This is a genomic window from Hydrogenophaga sp. UC242_50, from assembly GCF_042697355.1.
Taxonomy (GTDB): Bacteria; Pseudomonadota; Gammaproteobacteria; order Burkholderiales; family Burkholderiaceae_C; genus Hydrogenophaga.
Genome location: NZ_CP170553.1, coordinates 1771030 through 1796191, shown reverse-complemented (window position 1 = coordinate 1796191; position 25162 = coordinate 1771030). Strand labels below are relative to the sequence as shown.

Below are 25162 nucleotides of genomic sequence, written 5' to 3'. Positions count from 1 at the left end.
GTGTCAACCACCCTTTACAGGAGACATCAGCGATGAAAACGACACTGACCGCCGCGGCCGTGCTGGCACTGGCCGCCGGGCCGGCCCTGGCCCAGACGCAGGGCGTGAGCAAGGACGAAATCGTGATCGGCTCGATCCAGGACCTTTCGGGGCCGATCGCCGGCTTCGGCAAACAGGTGCGCATGGGCATGCTGCTGCGCGTGGACGAGATCAACGAGCAGGGCGGCATCAACGGCCGCAAGATCAAGCTGCTCGTCGAGGACAGCAAGTACGACCCGCGCAACGCGGTGCTGGCCGCGCAGAAGCTCGTGAACCAGGACAAGATCTTCGCCATGGTGGGCCACATCGGCACCGCGCAGAACATGGCGGCGATGCCGGTGCAGTTCCAGAAGAACGTGCTGAACTTCTACCCCATCACGGCCGCGCGCCAGATGTACGAGCCCTTCCACAAGCTCAAGTACTCGTTCGCCGCCACCTACTACGACCAGATGAAGATCGTCACGCCCATGCTCGCCAAGGAGAAGGGTGCCAAGAAGGTCTGTGCGATGTACCAGGACGACGAGTTCGGCCTGGAAGTCAAGCGCGGCGCCGAAGACGGCCTGAAGGCCGCCGGCATGACGCTCGCGGCGGAGACCACCTACAAGCGGGGCGCCACCGACTTCGCCTCGCAGATGCAGAAGCTGCAGGCCGACCAATGCGACCTGGTGGTGATGGGCACCATCATCCGCGAGACCATCGGCGGCATCGCCACCGCGAAACGCCTGGGCTTCAACCCCACCTTCGTGGGTTCCAGTGCGGCCTACACCGACCTCATCCACAAGCTCGGTGGTCCTGCGATGAACGGCTTCTACGCCGCCATGACGGTGCAACACCCCTACCTGGACTCGGCCTCGCAGCCCCTGCGTTTCTGGGCCAACAAGTACCAGACCAAGTTCAACGAAGAACCCACGGTGTTCTCGGTGTACGGCTACGGCTCCATCGACGCCTTCATCCGCGCCGCCACCAAGGCCGGCCCCGGCCTGACCACCGACAGCTTCATCAAGGCCATGGACACGATGAAGATCCCGCCAGACATCTTCGGCAGCGCCGAGATGACCTTCAGCCCCACCAAGCGCCTGGGCAGCAGCGCCACGCGCCTGTCGCAGATCACGGACGGCCGCTGGAAAGTGCTCAGCGACTACATGTCCGCCAAGGATTGAGTACCGCGCCGCCCGCTTCGGCGGGCCATGCGCGCAGCCGCCAGAGCCTCGTGCCCTGGCGGTTTTTTTTCGCCTGCCGTGGGGCCGGCGACGTACCATGGCGCCACCATGTGGGACCCGAACCTCAGCCCCGCCACCGCCGCCCTGCTGGCCGACGCGCTGCTGGCGCTGCACACGGGCATCGTGGTCTTCGTGGTCGGCCTGCTGCCCCTGGTGCTCCTGGGCGGCGCCCTCGGTTGGCGCTGGGTGCGCCATGCGGGCCTGCGGATCGGCCACCTGGGTCTGATGGTCTTCATCGCCGCCCAGGCGTGGCTGGGCCAGCTGTGCCCGTTGACCGTGTGGGAGCAAGCCCTGCGCCGCGCCGCCGGCCAGAGCAGCTACCGTGAGAGTTTCATCGACCACTGGCTCTCAAGGCTGCTGTACTGGGACGCCCCTTGGTGGGTGTTTGTGGCGGCGTACACAGCCTTCACGATGATCGTGACCCTGGCTTGGTGGTGGGTCAGGCCAACGCCGCGCACGTAAGACCCCGCCACAGACCTCAGGATCGAGGGCGCTCTGCGGGCGCCACCTCTTTCACGGCCTTCAGCACATCGATGACCAGTTCGAACAGATGCTCGGGCACAGGCTCGTCCACCTCCACCTGCGCGACCAGCGCACGGGCCAGTGGAATGTGCTGGATGATGGGAATGCCCTCTGCGCGCGCATCCCGGACGATGGCCTGAGCGTGCAGACCCGCGCCCTTGCGCCAGCACCAGGGGCAGTGGGGTTTCACCATGCTCGTAGAGCAGTGCAACCGCAAGGTGCGTGGGGTTGGTGACCACCAGCGAGGGTTTGCGCTTGCCACCGCCACCGCCCTGGACGATTTCCCGATGCAGCTTTCGCCGTTCTCCCTTGATTTTCAGGCGCTCCATCGGACTCCTTGTGTTCGCGCTTGACCTCATCCTTGGTCATCATCTGCTGGCGGGCGAACAGCTTGCGCTGAATGAGCCAGTCGAACCCTGCGATGACAGTGAAGACGAAGGCCGTGGTCAGCAGCAAGGACTTGATCAACAAGCCCAATCCCGCCGTCACCGGCTGGATGCCGGAGCCCGCCAGCAGCATGGGCACGCAGTTCCGCCGAGTACTTGGCTGAGGCTCGGATTTCCTTCGCAAAGGGCATGGCTTCGAAAGGTTCTGCAGCATGAGAAGGTGTCTGGTTCATGGCTCACATCCTTGAAAGCAATTTGTACAAACTGAGTGGCGGTGAAGAAAGCGTTGGTTCGGCGAGATGCACCGTTAAGGGAATTTCCCTAGGCTTCGGTCGATGCGCAGCAGAGGCTGCAGGACCGTGGCCTCTGGCTTCGAACACTCAAGCAACGTTCTTGAGCACCGAACTGACCATGTCACGCAGCGACTTCATGAGCTCCGACGTCAGCTGCGTGGCTCCGGCCATTTCGCCCGTCTCGCGCTGCACCGCCAGCAGGTCCTGGCTGGACATGTCACCCTGCTGCTGCAATTGCTGGATGAGGTCGCGGAAACGCAGGTTGTTGGCCTGCAGCATCGGCGTGAGCGTGCCGTACACGGCTCCGATGTTGATGCCAGAGCCAAGGACGTCGACACCTGAGGTTTTGAACAAAGCCATGGGAATCTCCTCGCAAAGAAAATGATGCGGGCGTCAGCAACGGTGAGCGTCGCATGACGCAAGCACCTGCTGTGCCGTATCCACCGCCGTCTTCAACAGACAGAGCTCGCTGTACCACTGAGGCGATCCCCCTCGCCGCATTGCCGAAATCGCGGCTTCGCTTGCCCGTTCCAACTCCATCCGAAGCTCCTTGAGGCGAGCAGGGGTCATGCCAAGGACACCGTCCACCGCATTGAGATCCGGCATGGCATTCATGTGATCCCTACAAGGCGACGCCATCCTGGCGCAGGCGAATCAAGAACCGCACACCCCAGGCAATGCCACCCAGGATGGCCGCGCCCAGCACACCCAACAAGGTCCACAGTGCGGCAACGGATTCCTGGCCCACCCGCATGAACAGCACCTTGGAAAGGGCCGCACTCTGGCCCGAAGCCTCGGCACCGGCTGCCGGCACCAGCACCACGGCCACGCGGTCTTGCGACAACCCGGGAATGCCATTCGCCACCAATGCCCGGACGGGCACGACCACGCTCTCTACGCCATAACCCTTCTGGAACTTCAGGAAAACGGACGCCGATGAAGGGGTGGAGGCCTCCAGAGGACCAGCGCGTTCGGGCAGCACCACATGAACGCGGGCCGTCACCACCCCGTCGATGGAGGACAAGGTTTGCTCCAGCTCCTGTGACAGCGCGTACAGGTAACGCGCCCGCTCTTCCAACGGTGAGGAGATGAGGTTCTCCTTCTTGAACACATCGCCCAGTTTGGAGCGCCGCTCGCGAGGCAGCCCATTTCGGTGCAGGATGTCGATCGCTGCGGACACCGAGCCAGCTTCCACCTGGATGCCCACACCGGTCTTGCTGGTGGTCTTGGTGGCAGGGATGTCGGCACTGAGCAGCAGACCAAGCACTTCGTTCGCTTCGGCTTCCGTCAACCCACTCACCAGATTGACGGCGCCAGAACACGCCGCCAGCAGGCTGGTGACCAACAACACCCGCCACCAGCGACCTACCACCTGAAGTGCCATCAAGATCATTGCGTGCGGGAGATCTGATCGACGGTCTTGGCCGCCTGCTTGCTCAGAAGAGAAGCGAACTCCACCTCCAGCATGAAACGCTGCAGGTGCATCTGCCGATTCAGGAGGTCCGCGCTGTTGAACCCGACCGCCGGATTCAGCGGCGCGGCCACATGCTTCCAATGCTCACGCGCGCTCTGCCCCATGCGGTCCATGGTGTTGAGAATGGCGTCACCCAGAGTGAGGGGACGGCCCATGGCCGAGGTCTCCGCGGGCTTGGGCAACGGCGCTTCGGCCGCTGCAGGCGTCACACCCACGCGCTCGGCATGCAGGGCGGCGAACGATGCGGCAGACGCAGAACCTTCGGGCTTCCCCTGACCGATCGACCCAGGCCCTGGGGATGAGACAGGGGGCAGCCCCCCCTTCGCGGCAGAGATGTTCAATGAACTCACGGCATGACTCCTCTTTGCACAGCCCTGTCCCGCAATTGGGCCAGCGCCCAACTTCCAGGGACCTGGGCCAGCCCCAGGCTCGCCCAGTGCGCCGCAGCTTCCCATCGGCACTGCAGCAACTCGATCAGGGACAGACCCACATACGGGCACTCGCTCTGCAACCGAAACCCCATGAGCACCGAAAAGATCTGCTGCGCACGCGACCAATCCTTCAGATCGATCGCCAGGAAACCCACCTCCGCCAACGACTTCGCCAAGTCGGGTGAGAGCAAGTCCGGCATCGAGATCGCCGCCGCGTGTTGCACGGAAGGGGCAGGGTTGGGGGATCGCATGGCTGAGCGGACGTGGTTGAAGGGCTGAGTGCGCAAGGTCTGAAAGAAAGTTCGGGCAAGCCGCTGGCTCTTCGGGGATTTCTGACGGGTGTGAACCTTGAAGCCCCCATCCCCACTCATCCTTCCAACCGCTCTCGGACTTCGCCTGCCACCGGTCCATGCCATTCATTGACTTCCCCTCCACCATGGGTATCGACGCCGCCACGCTCAGCGAGCGGTCCCGTGCGCTGCTGATGGCGGCTGGCGGCCACGACCCCCAGGAGCCGGCAGCGCCAGCCCCCGGACAGGCGCACGTTCTGCTCTGGACCTTGCTGGTGATGCGCGTGTCGCGCCTGCGGCGATTCGCGGACCATGTGGGCATGCTGGGCGCTGGGGCCTCCCTGCGGCATGTGCTGGAAGGCCGGCGCATCGCGGCCTTCCGCGAACAGCTCGGCCACGAGCTCTACCAGTTCGGCATGCTGAGAGCGCCGTTGATCGGCACGATCTCGGTGGCCCCTCCGGCATTTGACGACCCCGGACGCGTGAGCGCGGCCGTGCGCGAAGTCGGCATGGCTGCCTTGCAGGCCTTCTGCCATGACCCCGATGTCGAAGAACATCTCCACCTTCGCGCCCGGCTGTCGGCCCGTTTGCACGAGATCGCGCCGAGCGACCCCACCCGAATCTTCGTCGCCCCACCGAGTGGCGCACTCCTTCAACGGGTGCTGCGCGAAGTGGAGCCCGTGCTCGCCAGCGCCTTCGACGGCATCGGAGCCCACCCATGAGATCGGGAAAGATCATTCGCCGTGAGGATGCCAACCACTTCCGCCAGGCCGCCCAGGTGTTGGCAGACGCGCGAGCCGAAGCGGCTTCGTTGCTGGAGACCGCGCGCCATCAAGCCGCCTCGGAGGCCGAACGCATCCGCCAGGACAGTGTGGAAGCCGCCGCCCAGGAGACCTCCCGCCTCATGCTGCAAGCCATCGCGAGCCGGGACGCCTACATGACGGAAGTCGAATCGGAGCTGGTGAGCGTGGTCATCAACGCGGTGCGATCGATCTTCTCCCAATACAACGACCACGAGCGCGCGGCCCTGGCCGTCGGCAAGGCGCTCAAGGCCCTTCGCCAGCAGACACAGGCCACGCTGCACGTGCATCCGAGCCACCACGATGCGCTGTGCGCGGCCGTCCCGGCGCTGCTGCGCGACACCCCCGGCCTGCAATCGCTGGTGGTGGAACGGGACTCGCGCCTCAAGCCTGGCACCTTCGTGCTGAGGAGCGCCATGGGCCTGGTGGAAACCGATCTCGAGTCGCAATTGCGCGCAATCGAAAACGCCCTGGTGCGCAGCGTCAAGGCTTCGGACGCGGCCCGACACATGGTGGCCGGCGTCCCGATCTGACCGACTCAGCGCGCAGTCGCCTGCCAGCCGCCGCCCAATGCGGCCACCAGCGCCATGCTGGCCGCCAGCCGTTCGGCCTGCACGTCGAGCGCCGCGCGGCGCGCCGACAGCGCCAGGTTCTGCGCGGTTGCCACCTCCAGGAAGCTGATCTCACCGGCCTCGTAGCGGTAGCCCACCACGCGCTCGTTCTCGCTGGCCAGCGTCACCAACTGCTGTTGCTGGCGGTCCTGCTCGGCCAGCGTCGCCAGTTGCACCAGCGCGTCCTCGGTTTCGCGCACAGCCGAGAGCACGCCACCGCGCCAGGCCGCGGCCTGCTCGTCGTAGGCGGCGAGGAAGGTGGCTTCATCGGCGCGGCGCGTGCCGCCATCGAACAGCGTGGCCGCGAGTTGCGGGCCGAGCGACCACACGCGCGCGGGCGCGTCCAGCAGGCGGGACCAGCTGCTGGCCTGCAGGGTGCCGCTGGCCGAGAGCGTCAGGTCGGGCAGCCAGGCGCGCTGCGCCACGCCCAGGCGCGCGTGCGCGGCGGCGAGCGCGCGCTCGGCGGCGGCCAGGTCGGGGCGGCGGCGCAGCAACTCACCGGGCAAGGCCGCGGGAATCGCGGGCACCACCGGCAGCCCTCCGTCGCGCGCGGCCATCGGGTAGTCGCTGGGCGTGGAACCCGCCAGCAGCGCCAGCGCGTTGGCTTCCAGCGCGCGCTGGCGCTGCAGGGTGAACACCTGTGTGCGCAGCGACTGCAGCTGTGTTTCGGCCTGGATCACGTCGGCACGCGCCACCAGGCCGGCTTCGTATTGCAGCTGCGTGACCTGCAGTGAACGCGCGTAGGCCACGTCCGCCTGGGCCTGCAGCGCCAGCTGCGCGTCCAGCGCGCGCAGCCGCACATAGCCTTGCGCGGCCGCCAGCTGCAGCGCCAGGCGCGCGGCGTCCACCAGCGCGGCCTGTGCCTCGGCGCTGGCCGTGGCGGCCTGCCGCGAAAGCGCGACTCGACCCCAGAGGTCGGGCGACCAGGACAGGTCCAGACCGGTCGCGTACAGCTGGCGCGTGCCGGCGTTGGCGCCAGCGGCCGCGTTGCCACCGCTGCGTGTCACGGAAGCGCCCGCGCCGATCTGCGGCAGCGCCAGCGCGCGCGCGGCATCCACCTGCGCCAGCGCCTGGCGCCAGCGCGCCTCGGCCTGGGCCAGCTCGGCGTTGGCCTCGCCCACGCGGCGCAGCAGCCGGTCGAGTTCGGCGTCGGCGTACACGGTCCACCAATCGGGCTGGATCACGGCAGCCGTCGGCTCGGTGCCGGCGTGCTGAAAGCTGGCGGGCAGCGCGATCTCGGGGGCGCGGTAGTCGGTGCTGGTGGCGCACGCCGCCAGCAGCAACGGCAGGGCGGCGAGCGCGAAGCGGGATGGAAACAAGAAAAAGGACATGGGTTCAGGCGGTCTGGGCCACCGGGCTTGGGCCTTGCACACGGCGGCGCAGGCGCTCGAGCGCGAGGTAGACCACGGGCGTGGTGTAGAGCGTGAGCAGCTGGCTCACGGCCAGGCCGCCGATGATGGCGATGCCCAGCGGGCGGCGCAATTCCGAGCCCTCGCCCAGGCCCAGCACCAGCGGCACCGCGCCCAGCAGCGCGGCCAGGTTGGTCATGAGGATGGGGCGCAGGCGGCGCAAGGCGGCTTCGTGAATGGCGGCCTGCGGCGCCAGCCCGCGCGTGCGCTGCGCGGCGAGCGCGAAGTCGATCATCAGGATGGCGTTCTTCATGACCACACCGATCAGCAGGAACAGCCCGAGCAGCGCGATCAGGCTGAACTCGGTGTCCGAGATGCGCAGCGCCAGCAGCGCGCCCACGCCGGCCGAGGGCAGCGTGGACAGGATGGTCAGCGGGTGCAGCGTGCTTTCGTACAGCATGCCCAGCACCAGGTAGACCGTGACCAGCACGGCCAGGATCAGCCAGGGCTGGCGCTTGAGCGTGGCCTGCAGGCTGTTGGGGTCGCCTGCCCGCTCGCCGGTAGAGATGCTGGTGGGCAGCAGCAGGCCGTTGACGGCGCGGTCGATCGCCTGCTGCGCCTGCTGCAGGCTCACGCCGGGCGCCAGCGCGTAGCTGATGCCGGCGGAGGCGAACTGGGCGTCGTGCTGCACGCGGTCGCGCGTGAGGCCGTAGCGCCAGGTGGCGATGGCGCTGAACGGCACGCGCTCCCCCGCGTCGTTGAGCAGCTGCACCTGGTTCAGCGCGGAAGGCTCGCTGTTGCCGCGTGGGTCGGCCTCCATCACCACGCGGTACTGGTTCAGCGGGTCGTACAGCGTTGCGCACCTGGCGTTGCGAGAACGCGTTGTTCAGGGCCGTCGTCACGGTGTCCATGCGCACGCCGAGTCGGCGCGCGGCCTCGCGGTCCACGTTCAGCACGACCTGCTGCGCGTCCTCGCCGGCGCCGAAGTCCACGTCGGTCAGCTCGGGCAGCGCGCGCAGCGCTTCGCCCACCGGCTTGGTCCAGCCGCGCAGGTCCTGCAGCGAATCGGAGCGCATGACGAACAGGTACTCGTTGTCGCCGCCGCCGCTGGAGAGGCGGATGTCCTGGTCCACGTTCACGAACAGCACGCCGCCGGCGATCTGCGGGGCATTGGCGCGCAGGCGCGCCACCACGGCCGAGGCGGGCTCGCCGCGCTCCGCCAGGGGCTTGAGGCGGATGCGGAACCAGGAGTTGCTGGTGCCGGTGCGCCCGCCGCTCACGCCCGTCACGTCGGCCACGGCGGGATCGGCCACCAGCAGGCCGCGAAAAGCCTCCACCTTGGGCTGCATGCCCTGGAACGAAAAACCGTCGTCGCCGCGCACGAAGCCGCCGAGCTGGCCGGTGTCCTGCTGCGGCAGCATGCCCTTGGGAATCGCCACGTAGAGCCACACGTTGAGGGCCACAGTGCCGGCCAGCAACAACAGGGTCAACACGCGGTGGCGCAGCGCGAATCCCAGGCTGCGCGCGTAACCCGCCTGCACGTCGGCCAGCAGGCTGGCGATGCCGCGCGCCAGCGGGCCTGGCGGCTTGGGCGGGCCGGCCGGCAGGCCGTGCGCGCACAGCGCGGGCGTGAGCGTGACCGACACCGCCAGCGAGATCAGCATGGCCGCCACCAGCGTGATCGAGAACTCGCGGAACAAGCGCTCCACCACACCGCCCATGAACAGGATGGAGATGAACACCACGATCAGCGCCAGGTTCATCGCCAGCAGCGTGAAGCCCACCTCGCCCGCGCCGGTGAAGGCCGCGCGCCAGACCGTGCGCCGCCCCACCTCGCGCTGGCCGTTCGCGGCCTGCGCCGCACGCGCCCGCTCGATGTGGCGCTGGATGTTCTCCAGCACCACGATGGCGTCGTCCACCACCAGACCGGCGGCCACGATCAGGGCCATGAGCGAGAGGTTGTTGAGCGAGAAGCCCTGCCACCACATCACCGAGAACGCGCCGATCAGCGAGACCGGCAGGGCCAGCGCCGGAATCAGCGCGGTGCGCACGCTGCCCAGGAAGGCCCAAACCACCGCCATCACCAGCACGCACGACAGCACCAGCGTGAACTGCGCCTCGCGCAGCGTGGCGCGGATGCCGGGTGAGCGGTCCATGACCACGCGCAGCTCGGTGTCGGCCGGCAGCAGCGCGCGCAGTTGCGGCATCTGGGCGTGGATGGCGTCGATGGTCTGCACGATGTTGGCGCCCGCGCGCCGGCTCACCAGCAGCACCACGGCGGGCCTGTCGTTGTGGTATCCGGCGGTGTAGCGGTTTTCCACCGAGTCCGTCACCTCGGCCACGTCGGCCAGGCGCACCAGCGCCCCGCCTTCGTTGCGCACCACCAATTGGGAGAAATCCGCCGCCGAGCGCAGCGGCTCGGGCAGCGCGATCTGCCAGCGCTGGCCGCCCTGCTCGGTCTGGCCGAGCGGGCGCCAGGCGTTGGCCTGGGCGATGGCCTGGCGCACGTCGTCCAGCGACATCCCGCGGTGCGACAGCGCCTCGGGTTTCGCCTGCACGCGCACGGCGGGCAGCGACGAGCCGTCCACCGTGACCTCACCCACGCCCACGATCTGCGCGAGCTTCTGCGCCAGCACGGTGGAGGCGTTGTCGTACAGCGCCGACGACGGCAGCCGGGGCGATGAGAGCGCCAGCGCCATGATGGGCGCCTGCGAGGGGTTGACCTTGACGTAGCTCGGGTTGCCCGTCATGCCCGAGGGCAGCTGCCCGCGCGAGGCGTTGATGGCGGCCTGCACCTCGCGCGCGGCTTCGTCGATGTCGCGGTCCAGGTTGAACTGCAGCGTGACGCTGGTGCTGCCCTGGTTGCTGCTGGACCGGATGCTCGCCACGCCCGCGATGCTGCCCAGCGCGCGCTCCAGCGGCGCGGCCACGGTGGAGGCCATGCTCTCGGGGCTGGCGCCGGGCAGGCTGGCGCGCACCTGGATCACCGGAAAATCCACGCGCGGCAGCGGCGACACCGGCAGCAGCCGCCACGCCAGCAGGCCCACCAGCACGATGCCGACGGCCAGCATCACGCTGCCGATGGGGCGGCGGATGAAGAAGCGGGCCAGCGCGTTCATGCCATCTCGGTGCGCCGGCGCGCCAGCCGGTCGAACGCCAGGTAGACCACCGGCGTGGTGAACAGCGTGAGCACCTGGCTCACGATCAGCCCGCCCACCATCACGATGCCCAGCGGCTGGCGCAGTTCGGCGCCCGAACCGTTGGCCAGCATGAGCGGGATGGCGCCGAACAGCGCGGCCAGCGTGGTCATGAGAATGGGGCGGAAGCGGAGCAGCGCGGCGCGGTGGATGGCCTCGCGCGGTGAGAGGCCCAGGCGGCGCTGCGCGTCCAGCGCGAAGTCCACCATCATGATCCCGTTCTTCTTCACCAGGCCGATCAGCAGCACGATGCCGATCACCGCGATCAGGTCCAGCGGCCGGCCCGCCAGCAGCAGCGCGGCCAGCGCGCCCACGGTGGCCGAGGGCAACGTGGACAGGATGGTGAGCGGGTGCACCGCGCTCTCGTACAACATGCCCAGCACCAGGTACATCACCACCACGGCGGCCAGGATCAGCCACAGCGTGTTCGCCTGCGAATTGCGGAAACTCTCGGCCGCGCCCTGGAAGGCCAGTTCCACGGCCACGGGCAATTCCACCTGCCGCTGCACGGCTTCGATGGCGGCCACGGCCTCGCCCAGCGAATGCCCGGACGCGAGGTTGAACGACAGCGTGACCGCCGGGAACTGGCCCTGGTGCTCGATGGCCAGCGGCGCGCGCCGCTCCACCGCGCGCGCCACGGCCGACAGCGGCACCGGCTTCGCGTCGGCTCCGCCCCCGGCGGGCTGCACGTACACCCCCTCCAGCGCCTGCAGGCCACCCTGTTTCGCGTCGTCGCTCTCCAGCACCACGCGGTACTGGCTGGCGTGCGTGAACAGCGTGCTCACCTGCCGCTGGCCGAACGCGCTCTGCAGCGCGGAGGCGATGTCGCCCATGCGCAGGCCCAGGCGGGCCGCCGCGTCGCGGTCGATTTCCAGGTAGGCCTGCAGGCCTTCGCGCTGCAGGTTGCTGGCCACGTCGATCAGCTCGGGCCGCTCTTTCAAGGCGGCCAGCAAACGCCCGGTCCACTCGCCCAGCAGCGCGCTGTCGGGCGAGCTCAGCGTGAACTGGTACTGCGTGCGGCTGATGCGGTCTTCCATGCCGAGTTCCTGCACCGGCTGGAACCAGGCCTCGATGCCGCCCACGTCGCGCGCGCGCTCACGCAGCCGCTCGATCAGTTCGCCGGCCGACACCGAGCGCTGTGCGTGCGGTGCCAGGGTGAGCAGCATGCGCCCGCTGTTGAGCGTGGCGTTGCTGCCGTCCACGCCGATGAAGGACGAGAGGCTCCGCACCGGCGCCTCGGCCAGCAGCGCCTGGGCCAGCGCCTGCTGCCGTTCGGCCATGGCGCCGAAGGACACGCTCTGTGGCGCCTCGGTCACCACCTGGATCGCGCCCGCGTCCTGCACCGGGAAGAAGCCCTTGGGCACGGCCAGGTAGAGCAGCGCCGTGAGCACCAGCGTGGCGGCCATGGCCAGCAGCGCCAGCGGCTGGCGCGCCAGCACCCAGTCCAGCCCGCGCCCGTAGCGCTCGATGGTGCCGCTGAGCCAGTCGCGCCGGCCTTGCGCGTGCGCGGGCGCCTGCTTGAGCATGCGCGCGGCCATCATGGGCGTGAGCGTGAGAGAGACCACCAGCGAGATGGCGATGGCCACCGCCAGCGTGACCGCGAACTCGTGGAACAGGCGACCCACCACGTCGGCCATGAACAGCAGCGGAATCAGCACCGCCACCAGCGAGACCGTGAGCGAGACCAGGGTGAAGCCGATCTCGCTCGCGCCCTTGAGCGCGGCTTCCATCGGGCCCGCGCCTTCCTCGCGGTGGCGCGCGATGTTCTCCAGCATCACGATGGCGTCGTCCACCACGAAGCCGGTGGCGATGGTCAGCGCCATCAGGCTCAGGTTGTTGAGGGAATAGCCCAGCAACAGCATGGCGGCGAAGGTGCCGACCAGCGAGAGCGGCACCGCCACGCTGGGAATCAGCGTGGCCGGCAGCGTGCGCAGAAAAACGAAGGTCACCATCACCACCAGCGCGATGGCGAACAGCAGCTCCTTCTGCACGTCGCGCACCGAGGCGCGGATGCTTTCGGTGCGGTCCGACACGATCTGCACCTTCACATTCGCCGGCAGCGTGGCCGTGAGCTGTGGCAGCAGCGCGCGCACCTGGTCCGCCACCGCGATCACGTTGGCGCCGGGCTGGCGCTGGATGTTCAGCAGCACCGCGGGCGCGAGGCCGCAGCCGCTGCTCTGCCCCTCGGCGCAGGCCATGCCGGCCCAGGCCGCGAGAAAACGGTCTTCCGCGCCCTCTTCCACCTGGGCCACGTCGGCCAGCCGCAGCGGCGCGCCATCGCGCCAGGCCACGATGAGCCGCTGGTACTCGGCCGCCGAGCGCAGCTGGTCGTTCGCGTCCAGCATGGTGCTGCGCAACTGGCCGTCGAAACTGCCCTTGGGCTGGTTGTTGTTGGCCGCGGCGATCGCGGTGCGCAGCTCTTCCAGCGTGAGGCCGTTGGCGGCGAGCGCGCGGCTGTTGGCCTGCACTCGGATGGCCGGGCGCTGCCCACCCGCCAGGCTCACCAGGCCCACGCCCGGCAGGCGCGACAGCTGGCCCGCCATGCGCGTGTCCACCATGTCCACCACGCGCGGCAGCGGCAGTGTGTCCGAGCCGATGGCCAGCGTGAGGATGGGCACATCCGCCGGGTTCACCTTGCGGTAGATCGGCGGCGCGGGCAGGTCCGACGGCAACAGGCTGTTGGCGCTCTGCAGCGCGGCCTGCACGTCCTGCTCGGCCACGCCCAGGTCCACCTCCAGGGCGAACTTCAGGGTGATCACCGAAGCGCCACCCGAGCTGGTGGACGACATCTGCGACAAGCCCGGGATCTGCCCGAGCCGGCGCTCCAGCGGCGCGGTGACGGTGCGCGCCGTCACGTCCGGGCTGGCACCGGGCTGGAAGGTGAACACCTGCATCACCGGGTAGTCCACCTGGGGCAGCGCCGACACCGGCAGCTGGCGCCAGGCCAGCAGGCCGGCGATGAGCACGGCCAGCATCAGCAGCGAGGTCGCCACCGGCCGCAGGATGAAGGGGCGCGAGAGCGAGAGGGGGGCGGCGGCGGAAGACATCGGCGAACGCCCCCGTCAGCGCGCCGGGGTGGCGGGCGCCACCGGCTGATCGGGTTCCGGCGCCAGCGGCGAACCGGCGGGCAGCGCCGCCGCCTGCACCACGTTCACCGCGCGGCCGTTCTCCAGGCGGTCCAGGCCTTCGAGCACCACCGGCTCGCCGCTGACCAGGCCCTTGAGCACCACGGTGCGCCCGCCGCTGGCGGGGCCGAGCGTGAGGTCGCGCACCTGGGCCTTGTTCTCGGCGATCACATACACATAACTGCCGCGCGAGCCGTGCTGCACCGCGTCGGTGGGAATCGTCACCGCGCCGGGCAGCTGGCGCAGCGCCAGGCGCACGTTCACGAACTGGTTGGGAAACAGCGCGTCGTCCGCGTTCTCGAAACGCGCCTTGAGCCGCAGCGTGCCCGTGGCCGCGTCGATCTGGTTGTCCAGCGTGTCCAGCCGGCCCAGGGCCAGGCGGGTTCGGTTGTCCCGGTCCCAGGCCTCGGCGGGAGGCGGGTTCTTGCCGTCGTGCGCGGCGCGCACCTCGGCCACCTGCGGCTCAGGCACGCTGAACACCACCGACACCGGTTGCGTCTGCGTCAGCGTGAACAGGCCGTTGGCGTCGTTGGCCGACAGCAGGTTGCCCGCGTCCACCCGGCGCAGGCCGATGCGGCCGGCGATGGGCGCCACGATGCGCGTGTAGGAGAGCTGCAGCTTCGCGTTGTCCACCTGCGCCTCGTCGGATTTCAGCGTGCCGCGCAGCTGCTGCACCAGCGCGGCCTGGCGGTCCAGCACCTGGCGGGCCACGGCGTCGCGCTTGAAAAGACCTTCATAGCGGGCCAGTTCGCTCTCGGCGTTGCGCAGCTGGGCCAGGTTCTGCTGCTGCTGGCCCTGCGCCTGCGCCAGCGCCACGCGCAAGGGCTCGGGGTCGATCTCGGCCAGCAACTGACCGCGCGCCACCTTCTGCCCTTCGCGCACCAGCACGCGAGCCAGCTGGCCGTCCACCCGGCTGCGCACCGTCACCGTGTTGTACGGCGCCACCGTGCCGACGGCGCGGGCCTGCACCGTGAAGTCTTCGGTGCGCGCCGGCTCCACCCGCACCGCCACCGGGCCGCGCCAGGCGCTGGGTGCGGCGGGGGCTTGTGGCGGCGGGCGCAGCAGGAACCACCAGGCCGCGAAGCCGACGCCCAGGAACAGGCCCAGCCACAACAGCCGGCGCGGCCAGGACAGACGGGAAGGCGAGTGCGCAGCGGCGGAAGAAGGCTCAGGTGCGGACATGAAAACGTGTGGAAAGGCGAAAGGGAGAGGCGAAAAGCGGGCCGGTGGCTGGTCGAACACCGGCCTCTCTGGCGGCGTCGACGCTGGCTGCGTGAGAGCAGGCACGAACGACAGATGATAGCCATTCGCAACTGCTTGTAACGGCGTCTGACCGCGGCCGGCGTGGAAGGTTCACTTCACATCACGCCAAGTCTGCCGACCCTGGGAGAAGGCCGAGCGCACCGCCCCTTCTTCAAGAAACGATGTAAGCCCCCGCCCCCACACACAACAGCTTGCCATCCGCCCCCTCGAACGCCATGCGCGTGTTCGCCACCCTCGAGCCCAGCCGCAGCACCTCGGCGCTCAGCTTGAAGTACTCGCCCACGCAAGGGCGCAGGTAGTCGATGCGCAGGTCGATGGTGCCGAGCTTGGCGAAGCGCTGCAGGCGCTGCATCGGCTCCTCGTTCATGTGGCGCGCGCCGTTGGCGGCAATGCAGGCCAGGCCGCCCATGGCGTCGAGCGCGGCGCTGACCACGCCGCCGTGCACGCGGCCGTGCTGGTAGTGGCCGATCAGGTCGGCCTTCATGTCGATGCGCGCGGTCACGCGCTCGGGGGCGGATGTCCTCGATCTTCAGGCCCAGCACCTTGTTGAAGACGATCTTGTTCTCGAACAGGTCCTTGAGCACGGCGATGAACTCGGGCTCGAACTCGGTCGGCGCGGAAGAAGTGGCGGCGGTGTGTTTGCTCATAGTCCCCATTGTCGTGCGGCCAGTTCCTTCATGATTTCCTCGGCGCCGCCGCCGATCATCATCACCTTCACTTCGCGGTAGACGCGCTCGCTCACGGTGCCGCGCATGTAGCCCATGCCGCCGAGGATCTGCACCGCGGCATCGGCGCAGAACTGCATGGTCTGCGTGGCGTGGTTCTTGAGCAGGCAGACGTTCGCCACCCAGTCGCCGCCGTCGTCGCCCGCGTCCACGCGCGCGCCCAGCGCCTCCAGCCAGGCTTCGGTGGAGCGGATGCGCATCTGCATGTCCATCAGCTTGTGGCGGATCACCTGGCGCTCGATGAGCGGCGCGCCGAAGGTGCTGCGCTGCCGGGCCCAGGCCAGGGCTTCGTCGTGGCAGGCCTCGGCGAAGCCGAGCGCCATGGCGGACAGGGCCAGGCGCTCGCCGTTGAAGTTGCCCATGATCATGCGAAAACCCGCGCCCTCGGCGCCCAGGCGGTGGCGCGCGGGCACGCGCACGCCGTCGAAGCGCAGGTGCGCGGTGTCCGAGCACAGCCAGCCCATCTTCTGCAGCGCGCTGCGCGAGATGCCCGGGGCATCGCAGGGCACCACGAGCATGGAGATGCCGCTCGCGCCCTTGCTCTGCGGGTCGGTGCGCACCGCGAGGGTGATCCAGTCGCAGCGCATGCCGGAGGTGATGAACACCTTTTCGCCATCGATGACGTACTCGTCGCCTTCGAGCCGCGCGGTGGTGCGCAGGGCCGCCACGTCGGAGCCGCCCCCGGGCTCGGTGATGCCCAGGGCCGCGATCTTCTCGCCGCGCAGCACAGGCGGAATCACCTCCTGCTGCAGCTCGGGCGTGCCGTGCGCGAGCACGGGCGGCAGGCCGATGTTGTGGGTGAACAGGCTGGCCATCACGCCGCCGCTGCCGCCGTACCGGGCAAGCGTGCGCGACATGGCGTTGCGCGCGCTCCAGGGCGCGGGTGTGCCACCCAGGGGCTCGGGGTAGCCCAGGCCGAGCAGGCCGATGTCGGCGGCCTCGCGGTGCAGCGAGCGCGGCAGTTCGCCCGCGTCTTCCCAGGCGGGCACGTGGGGCGCGATCGCCTGCGTGGCGAAACGCCGCACGGTGTCGACCAGCGCGGCGCGGTCTTCGGCGGTGAAGGCGGAGAGGTCGGTGGTGTTCATGCGGCGAAGGTCACCAGCAATTGCCCGGGCGCGACCTGCTGGCCCGCCACCACCGAGAGCGCTTCCACGGTCACGTCGCGCGGCGCGGCCAGGGTGTGTTCGAGCTTCATGGATTCGATGACCAGCAGCGGTTCGCCCTTGGCGATGACCGCCCCCGGTTGCGCGTGCACCGCGATCAGTTTGCCGTTGAAGGGCGCGCGCAGTTCGCGCGCGGCGGACGCACCGCCCGCGCGCTCGCGCGGCGCGAGGCTGAGATCGGTGAGCGACAGGGTGTGCGCACCGGCCTGCACCTGCCAGCGGCCCGCGCCCAGCGGCGCGGCGCTCACGGCCCAGGTGACACCGCCGATGACCACACGGCCCGGGGCCACGCGGGCGGGCACGGTGCGCTCGCCCCAGGCCACGCTCAGCGCGTCCTGCCCTTGTTCCTGCACCGCGAGGTCCAGCACCTGGTCGCCGTGCAACCAGCGCAGCGGGCGGGCGAAGGGGCATGGCAACGCGGTGGCGGGCGCCTGCGCACCGAACACCGCCGCGAGCACACCGGCCAGCACGGCGTCGGGTGGGTGCAGCAGCATGGCGCGCACGGTGTCGCCCTCTTCGGCCAGGAAGGGGATGAGCGCGCCGCCTTCGTGGAACACGGGGTGGCGCAGGCAGGCCGCGAGAAAGGCGCGGTTGGTGGGCAGGCCCAGCACCAGGGTCTGGTCCAGCGCGTGGGCCAGGCGGTCGATTGCCTCCCTTCGGGTGGGCGCGTGGGCAATCAGCTTGCCGAGCATGGCGTCGTAGTGCGGCGTGATCTCGCTGCTGGTTTCCAGCGCGTGGTCGAAGCGCAGGCCGCTCGGCAGGGGCGGCTCGGCGAAGTGCCGCACGTGGCCGGTGTGCGGCGTGTAGTACTCGTCTTCGGCGCACAGGCGCACCTCGATGGCGTGGCCGTGGAAGGTGATGGCGTCCTGCGCCAGCGGCAGCGGCTCGCCACGCGCGACGCGCAGCTGCCATTCCACAAGATCCAAGCCAGTGAGCGCTTCGGTCACGGGGTGTTCCACCTGCAGTCGGGTGTTCATCTCCATCAGGAAGAACTCGTTCCCCTCCACCAGGAATTCCACCGTGCCCGCACCCACATAGCCAGCGGCCTGGGCCAGCGCCACGGCGCAGCGGCCCAGCTGTTCGCGCAGCTCGGGCGAGACGGCCGGGCTCGGCGCTTCTTCGATGATCTTCTGGTGCCGGCGCTGCACCGAGCAGTCCCGCTCGCCCAGGTGCACGCAGTGGCCGTGGGCGTCGGCGAACACCTGCACCTCCACGTGCCTCGGGCGCAGCAGGGCGCGTTCGATCAGCAGGTCGCCGTTGGCAAAACCCGCCAGCGCCTCCGAGCGCGCGCCCTTGAGCGCGGGCAGCAGCTGCGCGGCCTCGTGCACCAGGCGCATGCCGCGCCCCCCACCGCCGGCCACGGCCTTGACCATCAGCGGGAAACCGACGCGCTGCGCCTCGGCCACGAAGGTGTCTTCGCGCTGCTCGTCGCCGAAGTAACCGGGCAGGCAGGGCACACCGTGTTGCACAGCCAGCGCCTTGGCGGCGGACTTGCTGCCCAGCGCGCGGATGGCCGCCGGCGGCGGGCCGACCCAGGTGAGGCGGGCGTCGATCACGGCCTGCGCGAAGTCGGCGTTCTCGCTCAGGAAACCGTAGCCCGGGTGCACGGCGTCGGCCCCGGTTGCGCACGGCGGCGTCGAGCAGGCGGTCCACACGCAGGTAGGAATCGGCCGAGGCCGCGCCGCCGAGCGCGTAGGCGCTGGTGGCTTCGCGCACGTGCAGGGCGCCCGCGTCGGGTTCGGAGAACACGGCCACGGTCTCGATGCCCATGGCGTGTGCGGTGCGGATGATGCGGCGGGCGATCTCGCCGCGGTTGGCGATGAGCAGGCGCTTCATGGCTTCGGGGCCCAGGGCGCGGGCTGTTTCTTCGCGAAAGCGGCCAGACCACCGGCCGCCTCCGGGCCGCGCAGCGCGCTGGCAAAGGCGATGGCGGCTTCGTCGCGCAAGTCCGGTGTGTCGCCGCGCAGGCGCTGCAGCAGGCGCTTGGTGCTGGCCACGGCGCCGGGCGCGGCGCGCTTCATCGCCTGCACTCGTTCGGGCAGCGCGGCGGCCAGCGCGCCATCGGGCACCACCTCGTCCACCAGGCCGAGCGCCTGCGCGTCGGCCGCGCGGTATGCGCGGCCTTGCAGCAGGCACTGGCGCGCGGCCGCGTCGCCCAGGCGCTGCCAGACGAAGGGCGCGATCTGCGCGGGCGGCAGGCCCAGCGTCACCTCGGGCGTGGCGAAGCTGGAGCCTTCGGTGGCGATCACGTGGTCCGCGCAGCACACCAGGCCAAAGCCGCCGCCCATGGCCGCGCCGTCCACCGCGCACACCAGCAGCTGCGGCAGCGCGCAGAGCGCGTGCAGCACATCGCCGAAACCCCGGTTCAGCGCGATCAGCGGGTCGTCCTCGCCGGGCTGCAATGGCTGGCCGATGGCGCTGGCGAAGTTGCCCAGGCTGCCACCGGCGCTGAACGCGCCCGGCGCGCCGGTGAGGATGACAACCCGCAACGTCGAGTCCTGCTGCGCGCGCAGGCAGGCCTCGTACAGGCCCACCACCATGGCGTCGCTCAGGGCGTTGCGTGTGGCGGGGTCGTTGAGCGTCCAGCGCTCCACGTCGCCCGCGCGCTCGACCAGGAAAGCCGCGCCGCTCACTTCTGCGGCCTCTTGGCGATGCCCATGATCTTGCTCAGGATGCCCATCATCACCTCGTCGGCGCCGCCGCCGATGGAGGCCAGGCGCCCGTCGCGGTACATGCGCGAGACCTTGTTCTCCCAGGTGAAGCCCATGCCGCCCCAGAACTGCAGGCAGGTGTCGGGCACGATGCGGTTGAGCCGGCCGGCCTTGAGCTTGGCCATGGTGGCCCACTCGGTCACGTCCTCGCCGGCCACGTAGTGCTCCACCGCCAGGTAGGTGAGCGCGCGCAGGCTCTCCACCTCGGTCTTGAGCTCGGCCAGCTTGAACTGCACCCACTGCTGGTCGGCCAGGCTGGCGCCGAAGAGCTTGCGGTCCTGCGCCCACTCCACCGTCCAGCCGATGCAGTTGGAGAGGCTCTGCAGCGTGCTGGCCGCGCACCAGAGTCGCTCTTCCTGGAACTGCTGCATCTGGTAGATGAAGCCCGAGCCTTCGGTGCCGATCAGGTTTTTCTGCGGCACGCGCACCTCGTCGAAATAGATCAAACCGGTGTCGCTGCTGTTCATGCCGATCTTCCGGATCTTCTGCGCCACCTCGATGCCCTTGACCAGCTTGCCGTTCTCGCGCATGCGCACCATCACCAGGCTCTTGTTCTTGTGCGCCGGGCCGTCGCTGGTGTTGACCAGCATGCACATCCAGTCGGCCTGCAGGCTGTTGGTGATCCACATCTTCTGGCCGCTGATGAGGTAGTCGTCGCCGTCCTTGCGCGCCACGCTCTTGATGGCCGAGACATCGCTGCCCGCGCCGGGCTCGCTCACGCCGATGCAGCCCACCATGTCGCCCGCGATCGCCGGCGCGAGGAATTCGCGCTTGAGTGCCTCGCTGCCGAAACGCGCGAGGGCGGGCGTGGCGCATGTCGGTCTGCACGCCGATGGCCATGGGCACGCCGCCGCAGTGGATGTGGCCCAGGGTCTCGGCCATGGCCATGCTGTAGCTGTAGTCCAGCCCCGCGCCACCATATTCCTCGGGCTTGGTCAGGCCCAGCAGGCCCAGGTTGCCCAGGCCCTTGAAGATCTCGTGCGCCGGCATCATCTCGGCCGCTTCCCATTCGTCCACATGCGGGTTGATGTGCTCGTCGATGTAGCGCTTGAGGGTCTTCTGCACTTCGCGGTGTTCGTGGCTGAGCTGCATGGTCTTGTCTCCGTGGTGTTTTGAATGGATGGGCGGGGGTGGCTACATGCGGGCCACGCCGAACTGCATGCGCCGGGGTTCGCGCGCGGCGGCCTCGGCGCAGGTGTCCAGGCAGAAGGCGAGCACGGCGCGGGTGTCGCGCGGGTCGATCACGCCGTCGTCGAGCACCAGGCCACTGGTGTGGAAGGCGTCGGCCTGGCTTTCGAACACGTTCACGATCTGGTCGAACTGGGCCTGCATCTGCGCCGGGTCGGGCGTGATGCCTTTGCGGGCCATGCCGGCCTCGGCCACGATCTGCATGGTGCGCGCGGCCTGCTCGCCGCCCATCACGGCGGTTTTCGCCTGCGGCCAGCTGAACAGGAAACGCGGCGAATAGCCGCGCCCGCACATGCCGTAGTTGCCCGCGCCGAAGGAGGCGCCGCACTGGATGGTGATCTGCGGCACGGTGGCGTTGGTCACGGCCTGGATCATCTTGCTGCCGTGTTTGATCATGCCGCCCTGCTCGCTGTCCTTGCCCACCATGTAGCCGGTGGTGTTCTGCAGGTAGATGAGGGGGTGGCCGAGCTGGCACATCCACTGGATGAAGTGCGTGGCCTTGTTCGCGCCCGCCACGTCGATCGGGCCGTTGTTGCTGATGAGGCCGACCGCATGGCCGCCGATGCGCGCCTGCGCGCACAGCGTGGCGGCACCGTAGAGCGGCTTGAATTCGAGCAGCTCGGAGCCGTCGACGATGCGCGCCATGACCTCGCGCATGTCCACCGGCTCGCGGTGGTGGGCGGGCATGAGGCCCAGCAACTCGTCGCGGTGGAACACCGGCTCGGCGGCCTGGGGCCTCGAAACGCCCTGCCAGCCGATGCGCTGCAGCAGGTCCCTCGCGATGCCCAGGGCCTGCCGGTCGTCCTCGGCCAGGTACTCGCCCAAGCCCGACACGCCGGTGTGCATCTCGGCGCCACCGAGCTCCTCTTCCGTCGCCACCTCGCCCGTGGCCGCCATCAGCAGGGGCGGCCCAGCGAGAAAGGCGCGCGAACGGCCACGCACCATGATCACGATGTCAGAGAGCCCCGGCATGTAGGCGCCGCCCGCCGTGCCCGAGCCGTGCTGCACGGTGATGACGGGAATGCCCGCCGCCGAGAGGCGCGCGAGGTTGCGGAACAGCGAGCCGCCGTGCACGAAACCCTCCACCTTGTACTTGGTGAGGTTGGCGCCCGCGCTCTCCACCAGGTGCACGAAGGGCAGCCTGTTCTCCAGCGCGATCTCCTGCACGCGCAGGATCTTCTCCAGCCCGCGCGCCTGGATCGCGCCCGCGTCGATGCCCGAATCGCTGCGCCACCACCATGCAGCGCACGCCGCCGATGAAACCCATGCCGGCCACCATGCCGCCGCCGGGCACGGACTTTTCGGGGTCCTTCGTGTCCTGCAGGTAACCGGCCAGCGCGCACAGCGGCACGTAGGGCGCGCCCGGGTCCAGCAGCAGGGCCACGCGCTCGCGCGGCAGCAGCTGGCCGCGCTTGTCGAACACGGGCTTGGACCTGGCCGAGGTCAGCGCGGCGCGGTCTTCGAGCGCGCGCAACTGGGCGATGCGCGCCAGCATGGCTTCGCGCCTTTGCTGCGCCACCGGGCTCTGGGGGTTGAACGACGACTCAAACATCCTGGAACACCTTGGGCGTCACGTAACGATGGAAACCATCGAAGGGCTTGACGGCGTCGCGGCCCTGCGCCTCGGCCGGCGCGGCCACCTGGCCCCAGCCCATGCGCACCTGCGGCCGCGCGCCGTCCACGCGCAGCACCGTGCCGCTGATGAAGCTGGCCGCCGGGCTGAGCAGGAACACGATGGCGGCCGAGGTTTCGGCCTCGTTGCCGAAGCGCCCGGCCGGCACCGTCTCGCGCATCTCGCGCAACATGGGGCCGGCCTCGGGCGGGTAGTGGTCCATGCCGTGCGAGGCGATGTAGCCCGGCGCCACGGCGTTCACGCGCACGCCGCTGCGCGCCCATTCCAGCGCGGCGGTTTCGGTGAAGTTCACCATGCCCGCGCGCGCCGCGCCGCTGTGGCCCATGCCGGGCATGGAGCCCCACATGTCGGCCACGATGTTGACGATGGCGCCGCCGTGCGCCTGCATGCTCTGCACGTAACACTCGCGCGCGAACAGGAAACCGCCCGTGAGGTTGGTGTCGATCACCGCCTGCCAGCCCTTGGCGCTGATGTTCTCCAGTGGCGTGATGTACTGGCCGCCCGCGTTGTTCACCAGGCCGTCGATGCGGCCGTGCGCGCCCACGATGGCCGTGACCACGGTGCGCACCATGTCTTCCTGGCGGATGTCGCAGGCGTGGAAGCTGGCGCGCCCGCCGTCGCTCACGATCTCGCCGGCGGTGTCCTGCAGCTTGGCGAGGTTGCGCCCGATCAGCACCACGTGCGCGCCCAGGCTGGCGAGCTCGTGCGCGGTGCAGCGGCCGATGCCCGAGCCGCCGCCGGTGACCACGACCACGCGGCCGTGCAGCAGGCCCGGCGCGAAGGCCGAGCGGTAATGGGAGGTAGTGCTCATGCCGGCTCCTTCAGGAAAAGTTTCAAGGCCGATTCGGTGAGTTCGTCGAGCGAGACGCGCGAGCGCGCCTTGGCGCTGCGGCCCGAGGGCGGCACGTACCACTGGGCCGACCAGTTGAGCGCGCCGAAGATCATGAGCCGCGCGAGCACCGGGTCGGCACCGAGCTGGCCCTGCGCGTGCAGGGCTTCCAGCTCGGGCACCCAGTCGCCCTCGTAGCGGTCCTTCAACTGGTTGACCTCGCCGCGCTGCGCGGTGTTGAGCGAGCGCCATTCGTACAGCATCACGGGAATGAAATCGCTGTCGGGCCCGAGCAGCACCTCGAAGTGGTTGCGCATCAACACGCGCAGGCGCTCGCGCGGCGGTGCACCGGGCGGCAGCAAGGCCAGCGCGGCCTGCTGGCGCTGCAGCGCGCCCTGCATGCCTTCGAGCATCACCGCGCCGAGCAGGGCATCCTTGCTTTCGAAGTGGTAGAAGGGCGAGCCCGAGCGCATGCCCACGGCGGCCGCGATGTCGCGCGTGCTGGTGGCGGCGAACCCTTGCTGGCGGAACAGGCGGGCCGCGCCCGCGATCAGCTCGCGGCGGCGGTTGCCGTCGTCGCGCTCATCGGCGGTCTTGCGCGGGCGGCCGCGCGGGCGGCGCGGCGCTTCGTCGGCGGGGGGGGCATCGGTGTCGGCCAGGCTCATGCGCGGCACGATAGCAGCCGGCTTGATTTTCAGCAAGCAGGCGCTTTGTAAAAATAAGAAGCCCTGTCACGCGCCGGACACGCGAACCGGCGGCCCTCTCACGGCCTGCGCCTCGTCCAGCACGCGTTCGAGGATCTGCGGGATCTCGAACAGCGCGCGGTTGTCCATGCGGCGCACGCAGGCGCGGTGGCCCTCCAGGCCGGCCAGCAGCCGCGCCACCGCCGCGTCGATGCCGCGAAAGCTGCGCAGCACCAGGCCCAGGCCGTTCTCGCGCACCCAGTCCGCGTTGTAGCGTTCCTGCGGCATGGTCCAGGCGTTGTCCACCACGATCACGGGCAACCCCTGCTGCACCGCCTCGCTCAGGCTGCCCGGCCCGGGTTTGCCAATGAAGAAATCGGCCAGGCGCATGTAGCGCGGCACCTCGGTGCTGAAGCCCACCACGCAGCGCGGCGCACCACGCGGCAGCGCCTGCAGCCGCGCGGCCAGGGCCTTGTTGTGGCCGCAGATCAGGATCAGTTGCGTGCTCGCGCTCAGGCGCTCGGCGATGCCCAGCATGGCCTTAGAGCCGTGGCCGCCGAACATCACGATGCCAGTGGGCCGCGAAGGATCGAGCCCGAGCTGGCTCAGCTCCTGCTCGCGGTCCAGCCGCATGGGCTGGTAGAACTCGGGCCGGATGATCATGCCGGAGGTGGCGTGCACCTGCTCGGGCGCGTGGCCCAGGGCGAGCGCCTGCGCCACCGCGCGCGGTGTGCCGCAGACCACGTGCTGGCGCGGGTCGCGCTCGATCCAGAAATTCGGCGGCACATCGGCCAGGTCGGTCAGCACGGTGGCGTAGGGCACGCCCGGCAAGGACGCGCCCAGGCTTTCGAGCATCACGCGGTTGAAGTTCGGCACCAGCGAGACCACGAGGTCGGGCTCGGTGCGCAGCCAATGCTGCTGCAGCTGGCGCAGCAGCATGGGGTGCGCCAGGCGGATCAGGCCTTGCAGCAGCTTGAGCTCCTGCGCCATGCCGATGGTCCAGCCACGCGCCAGGCGCCGGTTGTACCAGTCCTCCGGCGCGCTGCCGGTCATCTGCTGGAACTTGGCTTTCGGGTCCAGCACCTCGAACAGGTTGACCAGCCGCACGCTCCAGGGCGTGGGCTGTTCGCGCAGCACGGCCTCCAGGGCCAGGGCGGAAGCGCGGTGGCCGCCACCGGCATTGAAATAGATCAGGTCGACGGTTCGCATGGGCCGATTGGATCGGCCCCG

Annotated in this window: 18 protein-coding genes and 7 pseudogenes; 4 read left to right on the top strand and 21 right to left on the bottom strand. The window is 69.5% G+C overall.

Annotation, left to right across the window (positions count from 1 at the left end; all coding sequences use genetic code 11):
- Window positions 1-32 precede the first annotated feature (32 nt).
- Both ACFJGX_RS09245 and ACFJGX_RS09240 read left to right on the top strand, forming a co-directional pair.
- Window positions 33-1199: an ABC transporter substrate-binding protein gene (locus ACFJGX_RS09245; RefSeq protein WP_382154448.1), complete on the top strand. Its 1167-nt coding sequence runs from the start codon at window positions 33-35 to the stop codon at window positions 1197-1199.
- 108 nt (window positions 1200-1307) lie between these two features.
- Window positions 1308-1721, top strand: a complete 414-nt coding sequence (locus ACFJGX_RS09240; protein WP_382321838.1) for a DUF2784 domain-containing protein — start codon at window positions 1308-1310, stop codon at window positions 1719-1721.
- Window positions 1722-1737: 16 nt separating this feature from the next.
- On the opposite strand, the gene ACFJGX_RS09235 is transcribed toward ACFJGX_RS09240, so the two are convergent.
- The 8 genes and pseudogenes from ACFJGX_RS09235 to ACFJGX_RS09200 all read right to left on the bottom strand — a co-directional run bounded on the left by ACFJGX_RS09235 (window position 1738) and on the right by ACFJGX_RS09200 (window position 4589).
- On the bottom strand, window positions 1738-1974 hold the full coding sequence (locus ACFJGX_RS09235; protein ID WP_382328248.1) for an EscU/YscU/HrcU family type III secretion system export apparatus switch protein: 237 nt from the start codon (window positions 1972-1974) through the stop codon (window positions 1738-1740).
- 49 nt (window positions 1975-2023) lie between these two features.
- Window positions 2024-2110 (bottom strand): annotated as a pseudogene (locus ACFJGX_RS09230) (hypothetical protein); the annotation flags it as partial.
- A 49-nt stretch (window positions 2111-2159) separates the two neighbouring features.
- Window positions 2160-2300, bottom strand: a pseudogene (locus ACFJGX_RS09225) (hypothetical protein); the annotation flags it as partial.
- Between the two features lie 247 nt (window positions 2301-2547).
- A complete protein-coding gene (locus ACFJGX_RS09220) occupies window positions 2548-2820 on the bottom strand; it encodes a hypothetical protein (protein ID WP_382321843.1) in 273 nt (90 codons plus the stop codon).
- A gap of 33 nt (window positions 2821-2853) precedes the next feature.
- Window positions 2854-3000 carry a hypothetical protein gene (locus tag ACFJGX_RS09215; RefSeq protein WP_382328653.1) on the bottom strand — a complete coding sequence of 49 codons (147 nt, stop codon included), beginning with the start codon at window positions 2998-3000 and terminating at the stop codon, window positions 2854-2856.
- An 82-nt stretch (window positions 3001-3082) separates the two neighbouring features.
- Window positions 3083-3844, bottom strand: a complete 762-nt coding sequence (gene sctJ, locus ACFJGX_RS09210) for a type III secretion system inner membrane ring lipoprotein SctJ (protein WP_382321849.1) — start codon at window positions 3842-3844, stop codon at window positions 3083-3085.
- A 5-nt stretch (window positions 3845-3849) separates the two neighbouring features.
- A complete protein-coding gene (locus ACFJGX_RS09205) occupies window positions 3850-4284 on the bottom strand; it encodes a hypothetical protein (RefSeq protein WP_382321852.1) in 435 nt (144 codons plus the stop codon).
- Complete coding sequence (locus ACFJGX_RS09200) at window positions 4281-4589, bottom strand: hypothetical protein (RefSeq protein WP_382328246.1); 309 nt, start codon at window positions 4587-4589, stop codon at window positions 4281-4283. The genes ACFJGX_RS09205 and ACFJGX_RS09200 overlap by 4 nt, the downstream gene beginning before the upstream one ends.
- A gap of 185 nt (window positions 4590-4774) precedes the next feature.
- Here ACFJGX_RS09200 and ACFJGX_RS09195 point away from each other — a divergent pair, with 185 nt between their 5' ends.
- Both ACFJGX_RS09195 and sctL read left to right on the top strand, forming a co-directional pair.
- On the top strand, window positions 4775-5377 hold the full coding sequence (locus ACFJGX_RS09195) for a SctK family type III secretion system sorting platform protein (protein ID WP_382321857.1): 603 nt from the start codon (window positions 4775-4777) through the stop codon (window positions 5375-5377).
- On the top strand, window positions 5374-5988 hold the full coding sequence (gene sctL / locus ACFJGX_RS09190; RefSeq protein WP_382321860.1) for a type III secretion system stator protein SctL: 615 nt from the start codon (window positions 5374-5376) through the stop codon (window positions 5986-5988). Before ACFJGX_RS09195 ends, sctL begins: the two co-directional genes overlap by 4 nt.
- Before the next feature lie 5 nt (window positions 5989-5993).
- Here sctL and ACFJGX_RS09185 read toward each other — a convergent pair whose 3' ends face one another.
- From ACFJGX_RS09185 to ACFJGX_RS09125, 13 genes and pseudogenes are all read right to left on the bottom strand, one after another.
- A complete protein-coding gene (locus tag ACFJGX_RS09185) occupies window positions 5994-7385 on the bottom strand; it encodes an efflux transporter outer membrane subunit (protein WP_382328651.1) in 1392 nt (463 codons plus the stop codon).
- 16 nt (window positions 7386-7401) lie between these two features.
- A pseudogene (locus ACFJGX_RS09180) lies at window positions 7402-10534 on the bottom strand (efflux RND transporter permease subunit).
- On the bottom strand, window positions 10531-13659 hold the full coding sequence (locus ACFJGX_RS09175; RefSeq protein WP_382321868.1) for an efflux RND transporter permease subunit: 3129 nt from the start codon (window positions 13657-13659) through the stop codon (window positions 10531-10533). The pseudogene ACFJGX_RS09180 and the gene ACFJGX_RS09175 overlap by 4 nt, the downstream one beginning before the upstream one ends.
- 15 nt (window positions 13660-13674) lie before the next feature.
- On the bottom strand, window positions 13675-14919 hold the full coding sequence (locus ACFJGX_RS09170) for an efflux RND transporter periplasmic adaptor subunit (protein WP_382321870.1): 1245 nt from the start codon (window positions 14917-14919) through the stop codon (window positions 13675-13677).
- Window positions 14920-15151: 232 nt separating this feature from the next.
- Window positions 15152-15647: pseudogene (locus ACFJGX_RS09165) on the bottom strand (thioesterase family protein).
- Window positions 15644-16810, bottom strand: coding sequence for an acyl-CoA dehydrogenase family protein (locus ACFJGX_RS09160; protein ID WP_382321871.1), 1167 nt, complete (start codon window positions 16808-16810; stop codon window positions 15644-15646). Before ACFJGX_RS09160 ends, ACFJGX_RS09165 begins: the two are co-directional and overlap by 4 nt.
- Window positions 16807-18724 (bottom strand): annotated as a pseudogene (locus tag ACFJGX_RS09155) (acetyl/propionyl/methylcrotonyl-CoA carboxylase subunit alpha). Before ACFJGX_RS09155 ends, ACFJGX_RS09160 begins: the two are co-directional and overlap by 4 nt.
- The gene (locus ACFJGX_RS09150; RefSeq protein ID WP_382154397.1) at window positions 18721-19521 is read right to left on the bottom strand and encodes an enoyl-CoA hydratase/isomerase family protein; all 801 of its coding nucleotides are present in this window, start codon (window positions 19519-19521) and stop codon (window positions 18721-18723) included. The pseudogene ACFJGX_RS09155 and the gene ACFJGX_RS09150 overlap by 4 nt, the downstream one beginning before the upstream one ends.
- Window positions 19518-20691, bottom strand: a pseudogene (locus ACFJGX_RS09145) (acyl-CoA dehydrogenase family protein). The gene ACFJGX_RS09150 and the pseudogene ACFJGX_RS09145 overlap by 4 nt, the downstream one beginning before the upstream one ends.
- 42 nt (window positions 20692-20733) lie before the next feature.
- A pseudogene (locus tag ACFJGX_RS09140) lies at window positions 20734-22339 on the bottom strand (acyl-CoA carboxylase subunit beta).
- Entirely contained in the window at window positions 22332-23231 is a 900-nt protein-coding gene (locus ACFJGX_RS09135; RefSeq protein WP_382321874.1) for an SDR family oxidoreductase, read from the bottom strand. The pseudogene ACFJGX_RS09140 and the gene ACFJGX_RS09135 overlap by 8 nt, the downstream one beginning before the upstream one ends.
- Entirely contained in the window at window positions 23228-23914 is a 687-nt protein-coding gene (locus ACFJGX_RS09130; protein ID WP_291111238.1) for a TetR/AcrR family transcriptional regulator, read from the bottom strand. The genes ACFJGX_RS09135 and ACFJGX_RS09130 overlap by 4 nt, the downstream gene beginning before the upstream one ends.
- 66 nt (window positions 23915-23980) lie before the next feature.
- Window positions 23981-25141 carry a glycosyltransferase gene (locus ACFJGX_RS09125; protein ID WP_382321876.1) on the bottom strand — a complete coding sequence of 387 codons (1161 nt, stop codon included), beginning with the start codon at window positions 25139-25141 and terminating at the stop codon, window positions 23981-23983.
- Window positions 25142-25162 lie beyond the last annotated feature (21 nt).